Source organism: Wolbachia endosymbiont (group A) of Melieria omissa (assembly GCF_964031125.1).
Lineage (GTDB): Bacteria > Pseudomonadota > Alphaproteobacteria > Rickettsiales > Anaplasmataceae > Wolbachia > Wolbachia pipientis.
On the sequence record NZ_OZ035007.1, the window covers coordinates 69,543 to 90,650 of the forward strand.

The window sequence follows — 21,108 nt, forward strand, 5'->3', positions numbered from 1 at the left end:
TTTGTCAGTACTAGAGTTTTTTATGAACAACAATTAGTCGTATGGTTCCAGAGAGGTGATACATAAGAGATTGCTATAATGCCAAAACACTAAACTTAGTGCTTTTTTATGTAAGTTGATCATCATTTCTCTTTGTTGTTTTCAAACGGGTTATTATTAGTAGGTGTTACTAAAAATTTAAACAACCAACACATTTCCCACACCCAAAATCAAATGTTGTGAAGGCTTTTCGTCCTGAAATTGCAGGATTAGTAGATATTCTCTCAAAAATATTTTATTAACAAAAGATGCTATTTTAATTTTTGCCATATTAAGTAAACTTTGCTATTCTAATACTGGTGTAAATATATCTCAGAGAGGGTTTATGCATGTACCTAAACAACAAAACCAGTTTTTATCACGTTCTTACACATCAAAAGAGGAGTTTATTAGAGAATATAAAAAGCTCTACCGCAGAAAAGCAAAAGCTGAAGAACTTTATCTCCTGGTTTTAACTGAACTCGAAGAGGCAATATCAGATGGTAATGTCGACAGCTTAAAAAAATTAAGCAATTTTATTGATTACATAAGTGATGCAGAAGATCAAGTAACTTTGAGAGACTATTATGATAATGCTAACAATCCTGTTAAGAGTACTAACTTAGTTATCTTAGCTTGTAAACACAATAAGGTAAAGATTTTAGAATACCTACTTGGCAATAATAGTAAAATTCTCAGTAATTTATCTGTTGGCATCAGAGAAACTACTATATTACCAGATGATGAGGATGAAACATGCCATAATGCGTTTTATTATGCTATACGTTCAGGTAATGTTGAACTTCTTGATACACTCATTAATAAATGGCTAGGTAATTATTTTGCTGTTCATTTCAGGGAATTAGATGAAATTCTTTCACGAGCTTATGAGGAATTAAAACTAAAGAACGTATTCTTGTCAGAAGAGATAGAAATTTTTGTTGAAAATAAGTTGATAAACCTCCGTTTTTTCTCTAGTGCTTCTGGACAAGATCAGAATGTGAAGAGTTATCTTAATAACATAAGGGAGCGGATTGAGTTAGTACTTCAAAATATTAGCCTGTTAAAGGCAGAGTATTCAAACACAGAAAAAGTAGATGAAAAGTTTTTATTCATAGCAAAATTTATTGCACAAAATATTCATATATTAAAGCGGCAGTTGAAATCAACCTACGATAGACTACCTTGGGAAGAAATGGAATTTTGTTTGATCAGTTTTGTTTCTTCTCACATAAAACGACAGGAAATGAATCTATTCTATAATGCCACATTGAATAAAAGTAAAATACTAGACCACTTGGAAAATTTTGCAAAGAAACTTAAAGAAGAAAAAGATATTATAGAAGGTGTGGACATTGGTAAATTTGCTGATCTCCCGAAGTTAAAACGTGAGAGGGTTGTTGCAGAGATCGTTAGCAATTATCCTCAATTTGGAGAGTTGTATAGCGATTATCAACAAATTAGGGATATTCATTCTTTAGAGAAAATAAGTGATTATATAAAGTTGGCATTATCAGCTAATCCTAAAGAAAGGGAAGGACAGTTAATTATTACAAGGGTTTTACAGGTTATTGGTGAATATTTAAAAAACACTCTAGAATCTCCCAAGTTATCTAGCACTACAAGCGAGCTTCTTCTACTATCATTACCAAAGAACACAAGAGAAGTCATTATAGATTTACGTAATTCACTATCACATGCTTACTCGCTCTCTAAAAGAACAGAGATTGAGGAAAATACAGATGTTAACTTTTTTATTGGTGTTCAAAATGATACTAAAAGAATCGATAATGTAATTACTGATATTCTTTACAATAACAAGATTAAAATAGTCATAATGTTGCTAAAGAAAATTACCAGTAGTGAAAACTTAGACGAGATAAAAGAAGTTGCTGGAATATTTAGTAACGTTGAATTAGATGAAATGATTACAGAGAGTTTTAAAGTGATGGAACATGATAAGCTTGAAAAACTCATAAAAGAATTAAGCAATAATATAACTGAAAAGACGAATTATGAAAAGGAGCTGTTTAATAAAATTGATAACATAATCAATTTTGCAAAAACTAAATCAAAAAATATCAGAACTGATTATGTTACGGCGTTTATATCATTAAAGAGCTTAGATGTTGGTTTGAATGACAATAAGATTGACCATAATGTTATTAGAGGAATAAAATTCTTTGCTAATAAAACACTAGAGAATATTCCTTCCCAAATAGAGTCTCACAATCTTAAAGAAATAGCCGAACTATCAATGAAAATTTCTCATAGTGTTAGGTCAAGAATACAGGATGACAACCTTGATAAAGTAAATAGATTAACTTGTGAGATTTTTTACATTGCTGAACTTGGAACAGGTGACCTTAAATGGATTGAGGAATTAAGAAACAAGTTGAATGAGAAAGGTTCGTTTATTCCTATACATAAACAAAGGAAGGCTTACAACATAACAGAAGAAAAATACAATAACCAGCTTGAACTGAAGTTATCTGAACTGAAAAGTATTTTGAGGAATAACGCATTAAGTGGCAAGTTAACTGAAAAGCTTCCTTCCTACAAGAGGAATAAAAAGTTGCAAGCAGTAGTAGAAATGCTTGTTCTGGATATAATGTCAATTTTAGGTAGATCAGAGAAGCATCTAGAAAACAATCTACTTTTTTTAGATGATAACACTCCTTTATTAACTGGAAAATGTTTGCGTAATCATTTAGCACATGATAATACCTTAGTTGATGTATTGTTATCTGATCCCTCAATAGCAGTTATCTTGAATGCTAAAAAACTTATTTCAGAAAATGTAATAAAAAGTAAGAAGAAAATTGGCAAGTCGGTAAGAGATGATCCTTCCAAGCTGAAAGATAAATACGATCAAAACCTTATCACTATTACTAATCAGGAAAAAATGTTTGCTGCGTTGGAAGAAGGAAATCTTGAAGACTTAAAGAGTTATCTCAAAAAAGGAGCAGACATCAATGCTAGAAGTATTAACTCATGGACTACATTACATTTTGCTGCTAAGGGACCTAGTCTTGAAATTATAAAATTTGTTCTTAATCAAAATTTAGACGTTAATGTTAAAGATATTAATGGTCAAAGCCCACTACATATTGCTGCTGCATATGGAAGGAAAAATATTGTGGAATTTTTTATAGGAAAAACAGGTGTATATGTTGATGATCTAGATAATAGTGGCAAAACATCACTACATATTGCAGCTAAAAATGGTCACAAAGATGCTGTTGAAATTCTACTAAAAAATAATGCTAATACTAATACCAAAGATATAGCTGGTTTTTCACCTTTACACTATGCAATAAAAAACAATCATATTGATGTTGCTAAGATTATGCTGGAAAAAGAAGCGAATGTTGACATCAACGAAACTATGGGTGGCTTTACTTCACTACATATAGCTGCAGAAAGTGGTTATCTAGGGCTAGTTAATTTTTTACTGAAAAATGAGGCAAATGTTAATGCAAGAAACGATAAGGAGGGAATACCATTACATACAGCAGCACTAAATGGCCACCTAGAAGTAGTGAATGCTTTAATTCTCAAAGGAGCCGATGTTAACTCCAGAGTTATAGATGGTTGTACACCATTACACTATGCAATAGAAAACGGTCATGAAAAGATAGCTAATATTTTATTGAAGCATGGAGCTAATGTTAATGTTGTTGACAAAACCTATAATAACACACCTTTGCACTACGCAGCAAAAGATGGACATGAGAAAATTGTTAAGGCTTTACTGACAAATAAGGCAAATGCTAGTATTGCCACTGTGGAAGGTATAACCCCACTACATTTTGCAGTGCAGAGTGGCCACTTGAAGATAGTTGTTGCTCTTCTCGAGCATGGGGTTAACGTTCGCGCTAAAGATAAAAATAATGCTACGCCATTACACTATGCAGCAGAGAGTGGTCATAAGGCAGTTGCTGAGCTTTTAATAAAAAATGGAGTAGAAATCAATGATAAAGCCAATAATAATCTAACACCATTACATGTAGCTGCTCTGAAAGGTCACAAAGATATTATTGAACTCCTAATAAGAAATAAAGCTGAAGTTAGAGCTCAAGACATTAAGGGTAGTACACCATTACATGCAGCTGCGATGAATGGTAGCAAAGATATTATTGATCTTCTAATAAAAAATAAAGCTGAAGTTGATGCTAGAACTAATGATGGCATGACGCCATTGCATGTAGCTGCTCTAAGTGGACATAAAGACGCTATTGCTTTTCTAATCAAAAGTAAAGCTGAAGTCAATACTAGTGCTAATTATGGTCTTACACCTTTACATGCAGCTATTGTAGGGGGTCACAAAGATATTGTGAACCTTTTAATAAAAAATGAAGCCAAAGTTAATATGGAAGGTATTGCAGGTAGTACACCATTACATGTAGCTGTGGAGGAAGGTTATAAAGAAATCGTTGGAATTTTGGTAGCAAATAGAGCCAATGTTAATGTTAAGAGTAACAACCTAACACCATTGCTTTCTGCTATTAAGCATAATCATAAGGAAATCGTTGAAGTTCTTGTAGAAAATGGAGCTAGTGTTAATGTAGAAGGTGGTGAACCTTTATTACTCGCAGTTCTTGCTGGCTACAGAGATATTGTAGAGATTTTGCTAAGAAATAAAGCTTATGTTAACACAAAAGGTCCTGAAAATACTACACTATTGCATTTGGCTGCTAAAAGAGGTCATAAGGAGATAGTAAATGCTCTGATAACAAAAGGAGCTAATGTTGATGCTATGACTATTAATGGTACAACACCGTTATATCTTGCAGCACAAGAAGGTCATGGGGAAATTGCTGAAACTTTGATAGCAAATAGGGCTAATGTTAACATTGTAAATGTTGAAGGTGCTCCGCTACATATAGCTGCAGGACACGGCCATGATAATGTTGTTGAAGTCCTATTAAGTAATGGAGCAAAAATTAATGTTAAAGACAATAAGAGTAGAACATCTTTAGAATTAGCAGTGTCACATGGTCATTTGCAAGTGGTTAAAATGTTACTGCAGTATAAAAAAGTAGATATGAATGCTAAAGGCAATGATGATTGGACTATACTGCACATTGCTTCACAGGAAAGTAACTTGGAAATGGTAAAATGTCTAGTAGATGAAGGGTCTAATATTAATGCTAAAAATGCCTCTGGATCAAAGCCTATACACATTGCAGCTAGAGAAGGTTATAAAGATACCGTAGAGTTTTTCCTTAGCAAGGGGTTGAGTATTAATGAACTTGGTACAGCTAACCAGACATTACTACACTATGCTGCAATGAAAGGTCGGTTAGAAGTTGTAAAGTATTTGATAGCACAAGGTGCTGACGTTAATGCTAAAGATACTAATGGCTTAACCCCTATGCATATTGCTGCTAATTTTGGTTATAAAGACGTTATTGAAGTTTTATTAAAAAATGGTGCAGTTTATAACGCTGTTGACAAGCTTTGTAGAAGACCATTAGAAATGACTAACGATAAAGACGTTATCAATCTATTAGCATCAACTGAGAAATTATTTGAGGCTGTAAAACGTAATAGCTCTTCAGAGATTGAGAATTACATTAAAGCAGGAGCGTTTGTTAATGCCAAAAATGCTGATAGTGTAACACCATTATATTATGCTGCATGGAAGGGCTATGATGGAGTTGTCAATATTCTATTACAAAATAAAGCTAATCCTAATGTGGTTGGTAACAAGGGGTTTACTCCTCTGCATTATGCTGCTAAGTTCTCTCACTTAAAAGTTGTAAAGGCCCTATTGTCTAATGGTGCAGTATACAATGCTGTCTCTGACAGTGGGAAAACACCATCAGATTTTACTGTGGATAAAAGTATAACTAGCTTATTTAAACTAGTCAGTGAATCATTTAAAAAGGTTAAAGATGGTAATGCTCAAGTTATTAATGACCTAAATAAGATAAAGGATATTGATACAGTAAAAGCAGTGATGAGTGCTCGTAATAGAGAGAACAAAACGTTAGTAGTTGCTGCAGTACATAGTAACTTTTCAAAAGTCGAGCAGTTGAAGCAGATATCGCAAAGTGACGTATCCGCTCAGATTGATACAGCTTTAGTGCTCTTGAATCAAGGCAATTACCAAAAAGCCTTAAGTATTTTCAGAAGCGCATTTGAAAGAAGAAAAGAAATACTAGGAACAGACAATCCTGGTACTTTAGATATTCAGACATATATAGCCAAAGTGCTATATAAGCAAGGAATTTACCAAGAAGCTTTAAATATGCTTGAAGAGATTTTTCAGAAACAAAAAGAAATGCTGGGTTTAAACGATAAGGATACTTTAAGTACAAGAAGTACAATCGCTTTAGTGCTGCATAGACAGGGGAAAGATGAAGAAGCTTTTAATATTTATCAAGAAGTCTATCAGAGACAAAAGGAAATACTAGGGTCAAATCATTCAGATACCTTAAATACTCAGTTTCACATGGCATTAGTATTAGATAAACAGGGAAAATATGAAGAAGCGTTAAATATCAATAGGGCAGTTTTTGAAAAGAGGAAAGAAACACTAGGTACACATGATCTAGCCACTGTGAGTGCCAAAAATAATATAGCAATGGTACTAGCTAACCAAGGTAAATACGAAGAGTCCTTAAAAATCTATAAAGAGGTTTTTGAAAAGAAGAAAATAATTTTAGGTATTAATCATGCTGATACCTTGAGAACGTTACATAACATTGCTGGGGTACTCTTCAATCAAAATAAATATCATGAAGCCTTGAAAGCTTTTCAAGAGGTTTTAAATATACAGAAAAAAGCTTTACAACAAAATCACCCAGAAGCCTTGAATACTCAATACAACATAGCAAATGTACTTTTTGCTCAAGGGAAATGGATCAGCGCACTTAAAGTCTACAGAGAAAGTTTTGATCAAAGAAAAGCTGTTTTTGGACCAAGTCATCCGAGTGTTTTAGACATTTTAAAAAAGATAGAGATGATTAATTTTAGATTTAAGCTTGAGGGTAGCGAAGCATCAGAGGTTCTCCAGCATCTGCAGAAAGATATCAACATTGCTGCTAGTAAAGGTGATATACGAACTGTTCAGCGTCTGTTAAAAGATGGAGCTGATGCCAACGATAAAGATATTGATGGAAGAACACCGTTGCATTACGCTGTTAGCAATGGACACATAGATATTGTAAACATCTTACTAACAAATGGAGCTAATGTTAGTCAAGTTACTAATAAAGGTAATACACCATTACACACTGCTACTTCCAAATGTTACAAAGAAATTGTTGAGGTTCTGTTACAACATATCAGTCGTGATAAATTAAATGACTTTGTTAATGCTAAAACTACTTCTAGTGGTACTACATCACTTCATGTTGCAGCTAAAGGTGGCTCCTTGGAAGTTGTAAAATCTTTATTAAAACATGGTGCAATTTATAACATCAAGAATAAAGAAGGTAAAGCACCACTTGATCTTTCTCGAGACCAAAATATTACTAACCTATTGAAATTAGTAGAAGAGCTGTTTGAGAATGCAAAAAATGGTAATGTTGAAATTATCAGTAAGCTGAAAGCAATAAAACCCGATGAGCGCGTAGCTGTAACAAATGCTCGTGATGATCAAGGCAAGTCGTTAGTCCAGGTTGCAGTAATCAATAAACACTCAAACCTTGCAGGTAGATTATTAGAAATATTAAAAAGTCCAGATCAGAGTTTACAAGATGTCAGCGTAGAAAATCGAGTAAAGAGTTTGAAGTTATAGCTCTCTTAAATGAAACTCTAATGAGGGTGCCAAGATCTAGATCATTTAGAAAATTATAGTGGGCTTTACATCTTATTAATTATAAATTAACTTACTATCTAATCAATCCCTAAGTCATGTATGAGTAACATTTTGATAATATTAGCAGCAGGAAAGAGCAGTAGAATGAATTCTGAATATTCAAAAGCGTTGCACCAAGTGGGAAATCTTACTCTTTTAGAACATATAATTTCTAATGCAAAATTGCTGAGTCTAAAAAGCTTATCAATTGTTGTTAACAACTCCCTTCTAAAAGATTTAGAAAACTTTGATACCCTAAAAAGTATAATCGATCAATACAATATAAAACTAATAATGCAAGAAGATATTACAGGTACTGGCACTGCAGTTAAAATTGCTCTAGAAAATCTGGAGGAGTTATCTGATCAAGACATAGTTTTAATACAGTATGGAGACACTCCTTTTATATCTAGCGATACAGTTATGAAAATGACTGATTGTTTAAAGTATAATAATTTAGTTCTTCTTGGATTCAATAGTCAAGATGAACAATATGGAAGATTAGTAATTGATAATTACGGAAATGTTCAAAAAATCCTAAAAAATGGAGATAAAATGCTTCTTGCAAACTCTGGAATAATGGTTTCATATGCTAAAGATCTCTTTACCTTAGTAAAAGAAATAAAATTTAATAATTCGACCAATGAATATTGTCTTAATGATATAGTGCCCATTGCAGCAACCAATAACTTGAGTGTAGGTTATGTAGTTTCTGATGAAAGAGAAGCAATGGGAGTAAATAATAAGGAGGATTTGATTAAAGCCGAACACTATTTTCAAGAAAGAAGGCAGCCAACTTTTCTTTCATAACTACATTTTTTTATTCATTAATTTAAGTTGACATTTGTTTTATACTGGTTTTATAATACCCTTTAATTCTTACTTGTAAGATAATTGGTATGACAAATTTTCCTAGTTGTAGTAGAGGGTATACATGGGGATATTAATAACAGGTGCTGCAGGTTTGATAGGGTCAACCTTGGTGAAAAAGTTAGAAAACCAAGGCCATGAAGTAATAAGCTGCGATATTAGGTTTCGCGATAATCCACTCAGTTTTTTTTCAGAAGATATAGTACCACTACTTGCTCAGTGTACAGGAATCATTCATCTGGCTGCAATTTCTAGAGTTATACATGGTGAACTTTATCCTACACTGTGTCAAAAAATTAATGTTGATGGTACAATGCGGTTTTTAGGGTTATGTAAGTCACTTCCAAATAAACCATGGTTTATATATGCAAGTAGTAGGGAAGTCTATGGAGAGCAGAAGGAACTGCCAGTTACAGAATCTGCTAGTATCGATCCAATAAATAATTATGCAAAAGGTAAAGCATTTATTGAGGAACAAATAACAAGTTCAAAAGATTTTAATGTAGCAATATTACGCTTTTCAAATGTATACGGTGGTTTACTAGATCATAACAGTAGAGTAATTCCTGCACTCTGTATTAATGCATTAAGAGGTGATCCAATTAAAATAGAAGGTAAAGAATGTGTTTTTGATTTTACCTATTTGGATGATGTTATAGAGGGTATATGCTTAACTGTTAAATATTTACAAAGCGAAAAATCTTCTCTTCCTGCTATTCATCTTACTACTAATAGCCCATGTACTTTAGAAAACTTAGCAAAAACAATATTAAAAGTCACGAAAAGTGATTCTAGAATTGATTTTTATCCTCCAAGAAATTTTGATGTAACTAAGTTTCATGGTGATTTTACTAGAGCTAAAGAGCTACTTGGTTGGTCTCCAAAACATTCATTAGAAGTAGGATTAAGTAAATTTATAAAAAGTCTACAAAACGATACACAAGAATATCCTAACAATATAGATATGGTAATATATGAAAATATTAAAAGTTATTCATGGTTACCCTCCTTATTATAGTGCTGGTTCAGAGGTTTATAGCCAAACTCTTGCTCATGAACTAGCAAATAACAATGAGGTACAAGTATTTACTAGGTATGAAAATAGCTTTTTACCTGATTTTTATTACACTACAGTCCTAGATAGTAGTGACTCTCGAATCTTACTGCATTTAATTAATATACCCACAGCTAAATATCGTTACAAATTTATCAATGAAGAAGTAGATATACAATTTAAAAGAGTAATAGATAACTTTCAGCCAGATCTTATACATTTTGGTCATCTTAATCATCTATCAATTACTTTACCAGAAATTGCTTTTAAAGAAAATATACCTACAATTTTTACGCTACATGACTTTTGGTTAATGTGTCCAAGAGGAAGGTTTATTCAACGCAATTCTGAAGATTTGTTACGGCTTTGTGATGGACAAAAGGATCAAAAATGTGCAACTCAATGTTACAAAGGATATTTTACAGGAGATGAAGAATTCCTGAATTTAGACATAAATTATTGGGAACAATGGGTTGCAACTAGAATGAAGCACACAAGGAAAATAATAGACTATATAGATTACTTTATTTCCCCATCGAAATTCTTGATGGATAAATTTACTCAGGATTTTTATGTTCCGATAAACAAAATTTCTTATCTTGATTATGGTTTTGATCTCAATCGTCTTAAGAATAGAAATAGAGCACAAGAAAAAGAGTTTATTTTCGGTTATATTGGTACTCATACTCCCGAAAAAGGTGTTAATCTATTATTGAAAGCTTTTTCTCACTTATCATCTAAAGCAAAACTTAGAATTTGGGGAGCAGCAAGAGAAGAAACTAAAGCTTTAAAAGCGATTGCCGATCAGTTTTCACCTGTTGTTAAAGAAAGAATAGAGTGGATGGGAAGTTATGATAATAAGAATATAGTTACTGACGTATTTAATAAAGTTGATGCAATAGTCGTTCCTTCAATTTGGGGTGAAAATTCACCATTAGTAATACATGAAGCACAGCAACTTAGAATACCAGTTATAACAGCCGATTATGGTGGTATGGCAGAATATGTAAGAGATGGACTATTATTTAAGCACAGAGATGCAAGTAGTTTGTCAGAAAAAATGCAAGTCCTATCTACAAATCAGGAATTATACAATAAACTTACCCAAAAAGGCTATCCTTATACTGAAAATGGGAATATACCTTCTATGAGTGAGCATATTGAGAAACTTAACAAGATTTACCGTAATGCTATTGAAAAGAAAGGCAAATCAGTAGCTGTGAAACCCGGTCCTTGGAGAATTACTTTTGATACTAATCCAGATTACTGCAATTTTGCTTGTATAATGTGCGAATGTTTTTCACCATACAGCAAAGTTAAAGAAGAAAAGAAAGCTAAAGGAATAAAACCTAAGATACTGTCGATAGAAACTATCAGAAAAGTAATTAAGGAAGCAGCTGGAACACCTTTAAGGGAAATCATTCCTTCTACTATGGGTGAGCCTTTAATGTATAAAAGCTTTGATGAAATAATCAATTTGTGCCATGAGTTCGGTCTTAAGCTTAACCTCACAACCAATGGTTCTTTTCCCATTAAAGGAGCTAGAAAATGGGCTGAACTATTGGTACCAATTTTATCTGATGTTAAGATTTCCTGGAATGGGGCAACTAAAGAAACTCATGAAAGAATCATGAAAGGTTCAAAATGGGAAGTAGTGACAGAAAATTTAAAAACTTTCCTTGAAGTTAGAGATAAATACTTTAGCGATACAGGTGAGAGGTGTACCGTTACTTTACAATTAACATTTTTGGAAAGCAATTTACATGAACTCTATGACATAGTTAAGATGGCCATAAAAAACGGCATAGATAGAGTTAAAGGACATCATCTTTGGGCACATTTTGAGGAAATTAAGGATCTATCTATGAGAAGAGATGAGTTAGCAATTAGTAGATGGAACACGGAGGTGAGAAGGTTATACGAACTTAGAGATAATATTCTATTGCCAAATGGTAAAAAGATAAAATTAGAAAATTTCACAATCCTTTCTCAAGAAGGTATTAAGGATTTGGCTCCAGGTGGTCAATGCCCATTTTTAGGTAAAGAAGCATGGATAAACAATAAAGGAAAGTTTAGTCCTTGCTGTGCTCCAGATGAACTCCGTAAGACATTAGGAAATTTTGGTAATGTTAATGAGATTAAACTCGAGGAAATATGGCAGAGTAGTGAGTACCTAAGCTTACAAAAGAATTATTTAAATTATAAATTATGCAAAACATGCAACATGAGAAAACCTTTGATCAATTAATCAAAGATAATCTTAAATCTATTAAAATTTCACCGTGTGAGAGGTTTCACGAGTTGCTAGGAAATCCTTTGTATGAAAATAGGTTTATAAAGGTTGGTAAATTTCATGAGCCTGGTCTTGCACCGGTTTATGATCAGACAGGTGCTTATCATATCAATGTAAGAGGAGAAGCAGTTTATCATAATAGATTTCTGAAAACTTTTGGATTCTACTTTAATAGAGCAGCCGTAGAAGATGATACAGGGTGTTACCATATTGATCCATCTGGATGTAGAGTATACAAACAGTCTTATCAATGGATTGGAAATTATCAGGAAGATGCTTGTGTAGTTAGAAGACATGATAAATGTTTTCATATTAATTTAAATGGCAACAGAATTTATCAGGAGGAATATGATTATGTTGGAGATTTTAAGGATGGTATCGCTGTAGTCTACAAGGATAGTAAAGCTACACATATTAATCATCATGGAAAGTTAGTACATAATAAATGGTATAAAAAACTTAATGTTTTTCATAAAGGGTATTCTATTGCAGAAGATCAACATGGTTGGTTTCATATAGATATTAATGGTGATCCTATTTACCAGCAGAGATTTAAAATGGTAGAAGCATTTTATAATGGGATGGCAAAAGTTGAAACTTTTGAAGGTGTGTTAGAACAAATCGATATTACCGGAAATGTAAAGTTTAGTATTTTTGATTTAGGTAAAGAATCTCAAGTGCATAGGATTTCTGCAGAACTTTCAGCCTTTTGGAAAACTTACCTAACAAGCGTTGCTATTGAACTTGATTTGTTAAATATTTTACCTGCAACTATGCCAGTTTTATCTAAAAAGTTAAACATTATCGTACCAAATCTAGAAAGGCTGTTAAGGGCGTTGTGGGAAATAGGGTTTATTGATTACGATAAGGACAAGGACTTATGGCAACTATCATCAAAAGGTAAGTGTTTTAAGGAAATACCATTTTTGCCAAAAGCAGCAACGATGTGGGCAAGAGTTGCCGCTGAAAAGAATTGGTTAAAGATTGCCGATATACTAAAACAGAAGTCCATCTCTTCATTTGAATCTTTTAAGGAAAGAGAAGCATCAGAAGATAAGAAAATAGCGTTTTACCAAGCATTGCTAGGATATTCTAGGTTTGATACTAAAGAGTTTAATTCTAGGATTAATATAGATGGTGCTAAGAATATATTTCTATTTGGTGTACACTCTTTATTTCTTGCTTATTCTGATATACACAATAAAGGTTCTATAGGCCTATATAACGAACATAAAGTACCAAGACAGTTAGTAGAAAATTTAAAAGTCAAACTTATAACTCAGGAAGAACTATCAGTTACAAATTATGAATTAGGTGTCTTTTGCCGCTTTCTGCAGCATTATGATGATGATAAAGTATTATCTTATTTAAAATTGGTCAAAGGAATATCTCGTATTTTATTGATAGAAACTATTTTAGATTACCGCTCTCCAACTGGAGGCTCTGTAGATATTAATGTAATGGTTGAAACAGGAGGTAAACTAAGAACATTAAGCGATTGGGAAAAAATATTAAAACAAGTAAAAGGATTCAAAATTTTTGCTGTTGTGCCTTTAACAGATTACTTATCAGTCATTGATGTCAGGTATTAATCATATGGAAATACTACAAAAAAATGGTTTTTTTATTATCAAAAATCTGGTTCCTTTAAAGCTAATAACTCAGTCTTTAAGTGATATAACAAATAAGATATCAGAGCTATCCCAAGAACTAAGTGTTTCAACTTCTGACTACTTAAACTGTACCGGCAGATGGGGCACGTCATCTCAAGTAACTAGAATTATCTCTCAAGCATTAGATGAAATTATTAAAAATTACCTTGAAAAGTCACTTCAGTGTCAGATACTGCAGAAAAAATCAAATGTTATATGTAAAACTGCTGATTTAATAGATGCAGTTCCCTTCCACCAAGACATCTCCTATAGTTTCAATGATCCTTACCACTTTTCTGTTTGGTTAGCTTTGAATAATGTAAGTGAAACTTCAGGTGCACTGCAAATTATAGAAAACAGTCATAAATGGGAAATACAGCCTTTAGTTGATTTTTGGTACCCATATTTTTTTGATCAGTACTCAAATAATCGGGAAAATTACAAAATCAAGTCATTACCTATTTCAGCAGGAGATGCAATAGTTTTTGATTCACGGTTATGGCATGGTAGTGATAAGAATACAGATGCTAAAGATAGATTTGCTTATGTAACAAGGTGGATTATAAAAGATCAAGATCTTCCCTATGTGCCAAAACCTCAGCCTTCAGTTTTTGGTATACTCAATTGTGGTGAGTTAACAGAATCTGTACTGAGAGAATGCTTGTCATTGTTTGGCTACCAGGAAAGTGTAAAAGCAAAAAACATGGAAGAACTTATCAAGAGCTGGTTAGCCTTTATTACAGACACAACTACAAATATTTCTGAGATCGACACTACTGAGGCTAAGCGAGATTTATATAAGCTACTTATTCTGAATCGAGCATCAGCACTACATGATGCTGGAGACATCTCAGGAAAAATATACAAAAATTTATGGTTTTCACTACTTGTATTTCTCAATAAAAAAGTCAACGTAGTGGAGCTAGCATTATAAATGAACAGAAGTAGAGTTGATAGCTTCAAATGTGTATTGATGTTCATCTTGAATATAGTATCTAAATTCAAACTTAATGTACTTATAATGTCTTTAGTTGCCCTGGTGGTAGCTGTTGATTTGTCTTTTAGAAAGTATTTAGTAAAAAATATTCTAGATACAGCTGTAAAATATCAGGAAGGTAATGTAATTGAGAATCTTTTATTACCTGTAAGCGCTTATCTTGGTATGGCATTACTTATCACTACTGCTTTTAGATTCTATGGCTATTTTGTTGACATTCGAATGTTTACCTTAATGCGTCAAAAGATAGCTGATATATCTTTTTGTAGACTACTCCAACAAGACCATTCCTATTATCAGAACAATTTATCTGGAAGCTTAGTACATAAGGTCAGTAGCTTAATGGATAGTGTGATAGAGTTAATAAGATTGCTTATAGATTGTTTTTTCGGTTACAGCATAGCATTAGTCTTAGCTATTTATACCTTATCATTAGTAAACATAAAATTTGCAATCGCTACATTCACTTGGGTAAGCATTTTTATTTTAGTATCGATTTTCAGCTTTCGTGTACTTACTGAACTAGCTGATAATTACTCTAAACAAAATTCACAAGTAATAGCTAGTATAGCAGATAGTATTTTAAATGTTATATCAGTAAGGCTATTTTCTCAGCAAGCACATGAGAGACACAAATTTTTTCAAATATGCAAGAAAAGAACTATTGCAGAGAGAAAATTACAATGGGCATACTTTTGTCTTTGGTTTATATATGGCTATTCATTTGATATACTCCAAGCAGTAAACTTGTACTTTTTAATTTATGACTATCAATTGAACAAGATCGCAATAGGAGATATAGCTCTTGTACTTGGAATTAATATATCGATTATAGAGTTTCTTAACCATCTAACTAGGAATCTTACCCAATTTTCTACTCATTTCGGCAAAGTTTCAGATGCATTGCCAATCTTAACTACCGTACCAGAAATTCAAGATAAGAAAAATGCTAAAGAATTAAATTTATTAAGTGGAAAAATAACGTTTAATAATGTTTCTTTTTCTTATGAAGGTCAGGAGTCATTATTTCAAGATTTCTCAGTTACCATTAATCCTTGCGAAAAAGTAGGTCTAGTTGGTTGTTCTGGAGGTGGTAAATCTACTTTTATAAACTTAATCCTAAGGCTATTTGATGTTAAAAAAGGTAATATACAGATTGATAATCAAATAGTATCAGAAGTTACACAGAGTTCTTTGAGGCAACAAATATCTGTAATACCTCAAGACCCATTGTTATTTCATGATACTATTTTAGCAAACATCATATATGGTAGACTTCAATCTACTATCGAAGAAATAATGAGAGCTGCAAAGCTGGCTGGTATTCACGATTTCATTATGACTCTACCAGATCAATATGGAACTACAGTCGGAGAAAAAGGCATCAAGCTATCTGGAGGAGAAAGACAAAGAATAATAATAGCCAGGGCATTTTTAAAAAACGCTCCAATATTATTTCTCGATGAACCAACTAGTCAGTTAGATTCTATAACAGAAAAAACAATTCAAATGAGTTTATTCAAATTGATGAAAAATAAAACTACGATTACTATAGCACACCGTATTTCTACACTTTTACACATGGACCGAATTCTAGTATTTAACAAAGGAAAAATTGTCCAAGATGGTAAACACGCTGAATTAGTTTCTAAGCAAGGTCTTTACAAGGAACTTTGGAATGCTCAAATTGGTTGTTTGAATGGCAAAAAATAAGATGGAAAAAATTATTGATCTGAGAAGTGACACTACAACTCTGCAGAGCTCCAACGTTATACATGCAATAAGTAATGCAACTATTGGAGATTTTGCTTATGGTGAAGACAAAAGCTGTAATGACTTATCAGAATATTGCAAACAATTATTCAAAGTAGAAGAAGCATTATTTGCAACCAGCGGTATGCTTGCAAATAGATTAGCCATTGCCAGTCAAACAAGTCCTGGTGATGAACTAATAACTCATTATAATTATCACGTTAATTTTTTCGATAGCGCAGGCAATGCAAAAGTAAATAATATCGTATTTAATTGTATTAGAAATAATAGCGGAATCTTAGATGTTGCTGAAGTAGAATATGCTATTAATTCTAAGCCAAGGTACAAAATTTTTGCTCAGGTGAGTCTTGTTTCTATAGAAAATAGTATAAACGGGTTTAATGGTAAAATTTATCCTTTTGAAAAACAAGTCGAGTTATATCACTTTTTAAAAGCTCACAATGTAAATCTTCATTTAGACGGTGCAAGAATATTTAATGCTCATGTCGAAACAAATATTGCTTTAGCAGATTATGCTAAATATGTGGATACAATGAGCTTTTCTTTTACCAAAGGACTTGGAGCTCCTTTTGGTTCAATGCTTATGGGTAAAAGAGAGATAATTGAAAGGGCTAAAAAGCTACAGGTTTGGCTAGGTAGTGGTTATCATCAGATAGGGTATTGTGCTAATGCAGCAAAGTATGTACTACAGAACAATATTTCTAGGCTTAAAGAAGACAATAAACTCGCCAAACTGTTTGCAGACAAGATTAAGGAAATTCCACACATAAAACTGGTACTACCTTATCCAGAAACTAATATAGTAAGCTTTAGTATAAAAGCACTAAATGTAACTAATGAGGTTTTCTTGAGTAAGTGCCAAGCTTATGGTTTATTGCTTTTTCCTTGGCTCGAGTCTCATATAAGAGCAGTTACCCATCTTGGCACAAAGGAAACAGACATCATGAAAGCTGCTGAAATTATAAAGGAGGTTGTGTTAAATTTAATATGAGAGTAAAAATAGATTTCTTTAGCGATTCAAACACTGACCCTTCAGCTAAAATGAGGGAAGCGATGGCTAAAGCAAAAGTTGGAAACGAAGCTGCATGTGAAGATCCAACTGTGAACGAATTAGTGGCAACCGCATGTAAAATATTAGGTAAACCTGCAGGAATCTTTTTGATTTCAGGAACGATGTCCAATGTAATTGCTTATAAAGTACACATTCAAAGACCTGGTGATTACTTGCTGCTTGATGAAACTTCACATCCACTCATAGTACAATCTGGCTTGATCGCAGCCCAGGCACATGCTACTCCTTTGCCCATCAAAGGTACAAGAGGAATATTTACTGGAGAACAAATTGTTGAGTTTATTACTCGTCCTAGTTTAAGAAATATTCCGAGAGTTGGGCTTGTTTCTATCGAACAAACGACAAATTTTGGTGGTGGAGCTGTGTGGCCTTTAGAATATATTCAAGAGATCTCAAGTCTCTGCAAAGAGAATGACGTATTCACTCATTTAGATGGAGCAAGACTGTTCAACGCTTGTGCTCATACTAAAATATCTCCAAAGGAGTATGCAAGTTATTTTGATTCGGTATTCATTGATTTTAGTAAAGGATTAGGTGCTCCAATGGGCGCAATATTGCTTGGAAGTGAAGATTTTATTGAAAAAGCTTGGTACTATAAGTTTCAAATTGGCGGAGGTATGCACCAAGCTGGCATTATTTCAGCTGCATGTTTATATGCTCTACGTAATAATGTAAATTCTTTAGAAGAAGATCATAAAAAAATGCAGCACCTTATAGAAGGCCTAGACTCCATAGATCAAGTTATAATTGATATCGACCTGTATAAAACTAATATAGCGTATTTTTCATTACGTACTAATTGTATATCTACTCAAGAATTAATAAACGTACTAATGACAAATTATGGAATTAGAATGGCTAACATCAAAGGTAAAATCAGAGCTATAACACATAGAGATATAAGCTATGAAGATATTAATACTACTGTATCTGCTATAAGAAAGATACTAAGTAATTTTCTGCACTAATTGTTTGCAAACTTCTTGTCAAACAATATTATACCAATATAGTATTATGCTAGCATCTGCATAGAGCTATTTGGGAATAGGCGTGAACTTTGTCTTCTTTCAATATTTACTATTCTTCTGTGGATATATGCTGCTTTATTTATCAAGACAAAGTATACCAATTGCTCTACCACTGTTAATAGATACTGACCATGTAAAATTAAGCTATTTTTTTGCCTGCTTTTCTTTTTTTTATGGAGTATCAAAATTTGTTAATGGAATAATCATGGACTCCAAAAATAATCCATTATTTATGTTTGGGCTATGCAATATTGCAACTGGATTATTAACCATTGGTATAACTTTATCATATAATAATCTAACTTTATTACTGTTAACATTAATATTATTAGCTTGGACACAAGGGTTAGGTTGGCCAGCTATTACCAAGTTTATGGTTACAAACTCTAGCATCTCTTCAATTGCATCATCATGGGGAGTTATGAGCGCATCTCAGCAACTTGGTTCTTGTATTACTTTAATTGTATTACCAAGTATAATTAAAATATATAATGCAAAAAGTGCATTTTTGTACTCTGGTTTCTTATGCTTACTTTTTGGAATTTATATAATATTAAAGGCATATTACAAAGAAAGTGCCAACTTTACTACCTATTATAAGGTGCAGAAATCTCAAATAGGTATCAAGGTAACAAGTTCCATATGGTTTCTATGTTGTGCTACTTTTTGTGCTTATATTATAAAAATGGGAATCTTCTTTTGGTTTCCTATAATTTTAAAGAATAAATTACAAATTTCTCTTGTACAATCCTCACTAATAACAGGCGTATATGATTTAGGTGGAATCCTTGGAACTTTAATAACAGGAAGAATTAGTGATATGTACTTCTTTCAAAATAGAAGCTTGCTGGCATCACTTTATATGTTGGGTATAGCACTCACTTTTATTGCAATGAACTTTGGTCAAAACATAATTCTTATGAACCTTTGTGCAATCTTATCAGGATTCTTTATATTTGGAGTGCAAGTACTGACAGGTGTTATAGCTGTAGAAATTGCTCCACAAAATAATGTATGTGCAATTGTAAGCTTAACAGGATTATTTGGGTATATTGCAAGTTCAATATTTTCATGCGTGCTCTTAGGAGTACTTGTTAAGCACTGTGGTAACAGTATTATGTTTTCATTTTTTTCCATTTGCTCTGTTGTTGCACTCGTTTGCTTTTCCATACTATCAAGCAAAGATCTAAAAAAACTAAGTAAAGCGGTGTAAAAAAAATTTCTCAACAGTTAAACTTTGTAGATAGATTTTTTACCCAAGGAATAAACATGGTAACCATATCTTAGTAATAGCTCGCTATCTAATAAATTACGGAAATCAAAAACATTAGGTGCAGCCATAATACTCTTTAAACTTGCAAAATCTTGATTTTTAAATTCTTTCCACTCCGTTAACAATAACAAGGCTTCCGCGTCCCTTGCAGCCCCTATAGCATTGTCCGCGTATTCTATATCCTTTAGAACTTGCCTAGCATTATCCATCCCCATTGGGTCATATGCAGTAATTTTAGCCTTGTTATTCACTAACAATTGTGCAATATCTATAGCTGGGCTATTTCTTACATCATCAGTACCAGACTTAAAAGTTAGCCCCCATATTGCTATTTTTTTATTTTGGACTCCATTTAATACATATTCTACCTTTTTAGCAATGTTTGTTATATGATTATAGTTAGATTCCTTAACTGAATTTAAAATTTGTAGCTTGACATTGTGATCTTCAGCAAGCCTTATTAAAGCTGACAAATCTTTAGGAAAACATGATCCTCCAAATCCTGGACCAGCTTTGAGAAATTCCTTACCTATTCTATGGTCCATTCCCATACTGTTAGCTAAAAGGTCAATGTCTGCTCCTAATAGCTCACATAAACCTGCCATCTCATTGATAAAAGCAACCTTTGTTGCTAGAAAAGCATTAGAAGCATATTTAATCATTTCAGCAGTAACTGTATCAGTGACTATTAACGGAATATTCTTATCTATAAATGATCTATATATAACTTCTAGTTTTGCTCTAGCTAGCTTAGTTTTTACTCCTATTATTATCCTATCTGGGTATAAAAAATCTGATACTGCAGAGCCTTGCTTGAGAAACTCTGGATTAACCCCCAAATCAAAGTTATAGCCCTTATTAGATAAATAATTATATATATTTTCTGCAGTACCAGGAGGAACAGTTGACTTTATCACTATTAAGCAATCTTGATTAACTCTCTCAGAAACTTCACTTACTGCATTATATACATTCTGTAAATTTGCATTTCCTAGGGAGTCTGATGGAGTATCTACAGTTATAAATACTACTTCTGTATTGGGATTTATTTGAAAATACGAATCGAAAAATCTTATCCTTTGTGACTTTATATTATTCTCTAAATAATCTGCTAATCCAGGTTCATATAGAGGAATTTTCCCTGATTTCAAAAGTTCAATCTTCTCAGTATTTATGTCAATGCAATCAACTTTATGGCCCTGCTCAGATAACATTGTACCAGATACTAATCCTACATACCCTACTCCTATAATAGTTATGTGCATTTT

Annotated in this window: 11 protein-coding genes; 10 read left to right on the forward strand and 1 reads right to left on the reverse strand. The window is 32.8% G+C overall.

All coding sequences use genetic code 11. From position 1 onward, the window contains the following. The first annotated feature begins 364 nt into the window (after nt 1-364). The 10 genes from ACQH2Q_RS00300 to ACQH2Q_RS00345 all read left to right on the forward strand — a co-directional run bounded on the left by ACQH2Q_RS00300 (nt 365) and on the right by ACQH2Q_RS00345 (nt 19,780). Nucleotides 365-7,768 carry an ankyrin repeat domain-containing protein gene (locus tag ACQH2Q_RS00300; RefSeq protein WP_425383488.1) on the forward strand — a complete coding sequence of 2,468 codons (7,404 nt, stop codon included), beginning with the start codon at nt 365-367 and terminating at the stop codon, nt 7,766-7,768. A 120-nt stretch (nt 7,769-7,888) separates the two neighbouring features. Then, the gene (locus ACQH2Q_RS00305; protein WP_425383489.1) at nt 7,889-8,638 is read left to right on the forward strand and encodes an NTP transferase domain-containing protein; all 750 of its coding nucleotides are present in this window, start codon (nt 7,889-7,891) and stop codon (nt 8,636-8,638) included. Nucleotides 8,639-8,762: 124 nt separating this feature from the next. After that, complete coding sequence (locus ACQH2Q_RS00310) at nt 8,763-9,716, forward strand: NAD-dependent epimerase/dehydratase family protein (RefSeq protein WP_425383490.1); 954 nt, start codon at nt 8,763-8,765, stop codon at nt 9,714-9,716. Continuing rightward, the gene (locus ACQH2Q_RS00315) at nt 9,673-12,000 is read left to right on the forward strand and encodes a glycosyltransferase (protein ID WP_213863487.1); all 2,328 of its coding nucleotides are present in this window, start codon (nt 9,673-9,675) and stop codon (nt 11,998-12,000) included. Before ACQH2Q_RS00310 ends, ACQH2Q_RS00315 begins: the two co-directional genes overlap by 44 nt. Then, complete coding sequence (locus tag ACQH2Q_RS00320) at nt 11,961-13,637, forward strand: WG repeat-containing protein (protein WP_155968452.1); 1,677 nt, start codon at nt 11,961-11,963, stop codon at nt 13,635-13,637. Before ACQH2Q_RS00315 ends, ACQH2Q_RS00320 begins: the two co-directional genes overlap by 40 nt. A 4-nt stretch (nt 13,638-13,641) precedes the next feature. After that, on the forward strand, nt 13,642-14,631 hold the full coding sequence (locus ACQH2Q_RS00325) for a phytanoyl-CoA dioxygenase family protein (RefSeq protein ID WP_155969548.1): 990 nt from the start codon (nt 13,642-13,644) through the stop codon (nt 14,629-14,631). After that, a complete protein-coding gene (locus ACQH2Q_RS00330) occupies nt 14,632-16,407 on the forward strand; it encodes an ABC transporter ATP-binding protein (RefSeq protein WP_253303154.1) in 1,776 nt (591 codons plus the stop codon). Nucleotide 16,408: 1 nt separating this feature from the next. Continuing rightward, complete coding sequence (locus ACQH2Q_RS00335) at nt 16,409-17,458, forward strand: threonine aldolase family protein (RefSeq protein ID WP_425383630.1); 1,050 nt, start codon at nt 16,409-16,411, stop codon at nt 17,456-17,458. Next, entirely contained in the window at nt 17,455-18,507 is a 1,053-nt protein-coding gene (locus ACQH2Q_RS00340; protein ID WP_006280070.1) for a threonine aldolase family protein, read from the forward strand. The genes ACQH2Q_RS00335 and ACQH2Q_RS00340 overlap by 4 nt, the downstream gene beginning before the upstream one ends. 127 nt (nt 18,508-18,634) lie before the next feature. Beyond that, nucleotides 18,635-19,780: an MFS transporter gene (locus ACQH2Q_RS00345; protein ID WP_006280071.1), complete on the forward strand. Its 1,146-nt coding sequence runs from the start codon at nt 18,635-18,637 to the stop codon at nt 19,778-19,780. 17 nt (nt 19,781-19,797) lie between these two features. Here ACQH2Q_RS00345 and ACQH2Q_RS00350 read toward each other — a convergent pair whose 3' ends face one another. Continuing rightward, nucleotides 19,798-21,105, reverse strand: coding sequence for a UDP-glucose dehydrogenase family protein (locus tag ACQH2Q_RS00350; RefSeq protein ID WP_182183391.1), 1,308 nt, complete (start codon nt 21,103-21,105; stop codon nt 19,798-19,800). Nucleotides 21,106-21,108 lie beyond the last annotated feature (3 nt).

Excerpts from the sequence above, each read along its gene's own strand:
- ACQH2Q_RS00300 (WP_425383488.1), top strand. The coding sequence starts at position 365 with ATGCATGTACCTAAACAACAAAACCAGTTTTTATCACGTTCTTACACA.
- ACQH2Q_RS00305 (WP_425383489.1), top strand. The coding sequence starts at position 7,889 with ATGAGTAACATTTTGATAATATTAGCAGCAGGAAAGAGCAGTAGAATG.
- ACQH2Q_RS00310 (WP_425383490.1), top strand. The coding sequence starts at position 8,763 with ATGGGGATATTAATAACAGGTGCTGCAGGTTTGATAGGGTCAACCTTG.
- ACQH2Q_RS00315 (WP_213863487.1), top strand. The coding sequence starts at position 9,673 with ATGAAAATATTAAAAGTTATTCATGGTTACCCTCCTTATTATAGTGCT.
- ACQH2Q_RS00320 (WP_155968452.1), top strand. The coding sequence starts at position 11,961 with ATGCAAAACATGCAACATGAGAAAACCTTTGATCAATTAATCAAAGAT.
- ACQH2Q_RS00325 (WP_155969548.1), top strand. The coding sequence starts at position 13,642 with ATGGAAATACTACAAAAAAATGGTTTTTTTATTATCAAAAATCTGGTT.
- ACQH2Q_RS00330 (WP_253303154.1), top strand. The coding sequence starts at position 14,632 with ATGAACAGAAGTAGAGTTGATAGCTTCAAATGTGTATTGATGTTCATC.
- ACQH2Q_RS00335 (WP_425383630.1), top strand. The coding sequence starts at position 16,409 with ATGGAAAAAATTATTGATCTGAGAAGTGACACTACAACTCTGCAGAGC.
- ACQH2Q_RS00340 (WP_006280070.1), top strand. The coding sequence starts at position 17,455 with ATGAGAGTAAAAATAGATTTCTTTAGCGATTCAAACACTGACCCTTCA.
- ACQH2Q_RS00345 (WP_006280071.1), top strand. The coding sequence starts at position 18,635 with ATGCTGCTTTATTTATCAAGACAAAGTATACCAATTGCTCTACCACTG.
- ACQH2Q_RS00350 (WP_182183391.1), bottom strand. The coding sequence starts at position 21,105 with ATGCACATAACTATTATAGGAGTAGGGTATGTAGGATTAGTATCTGGT.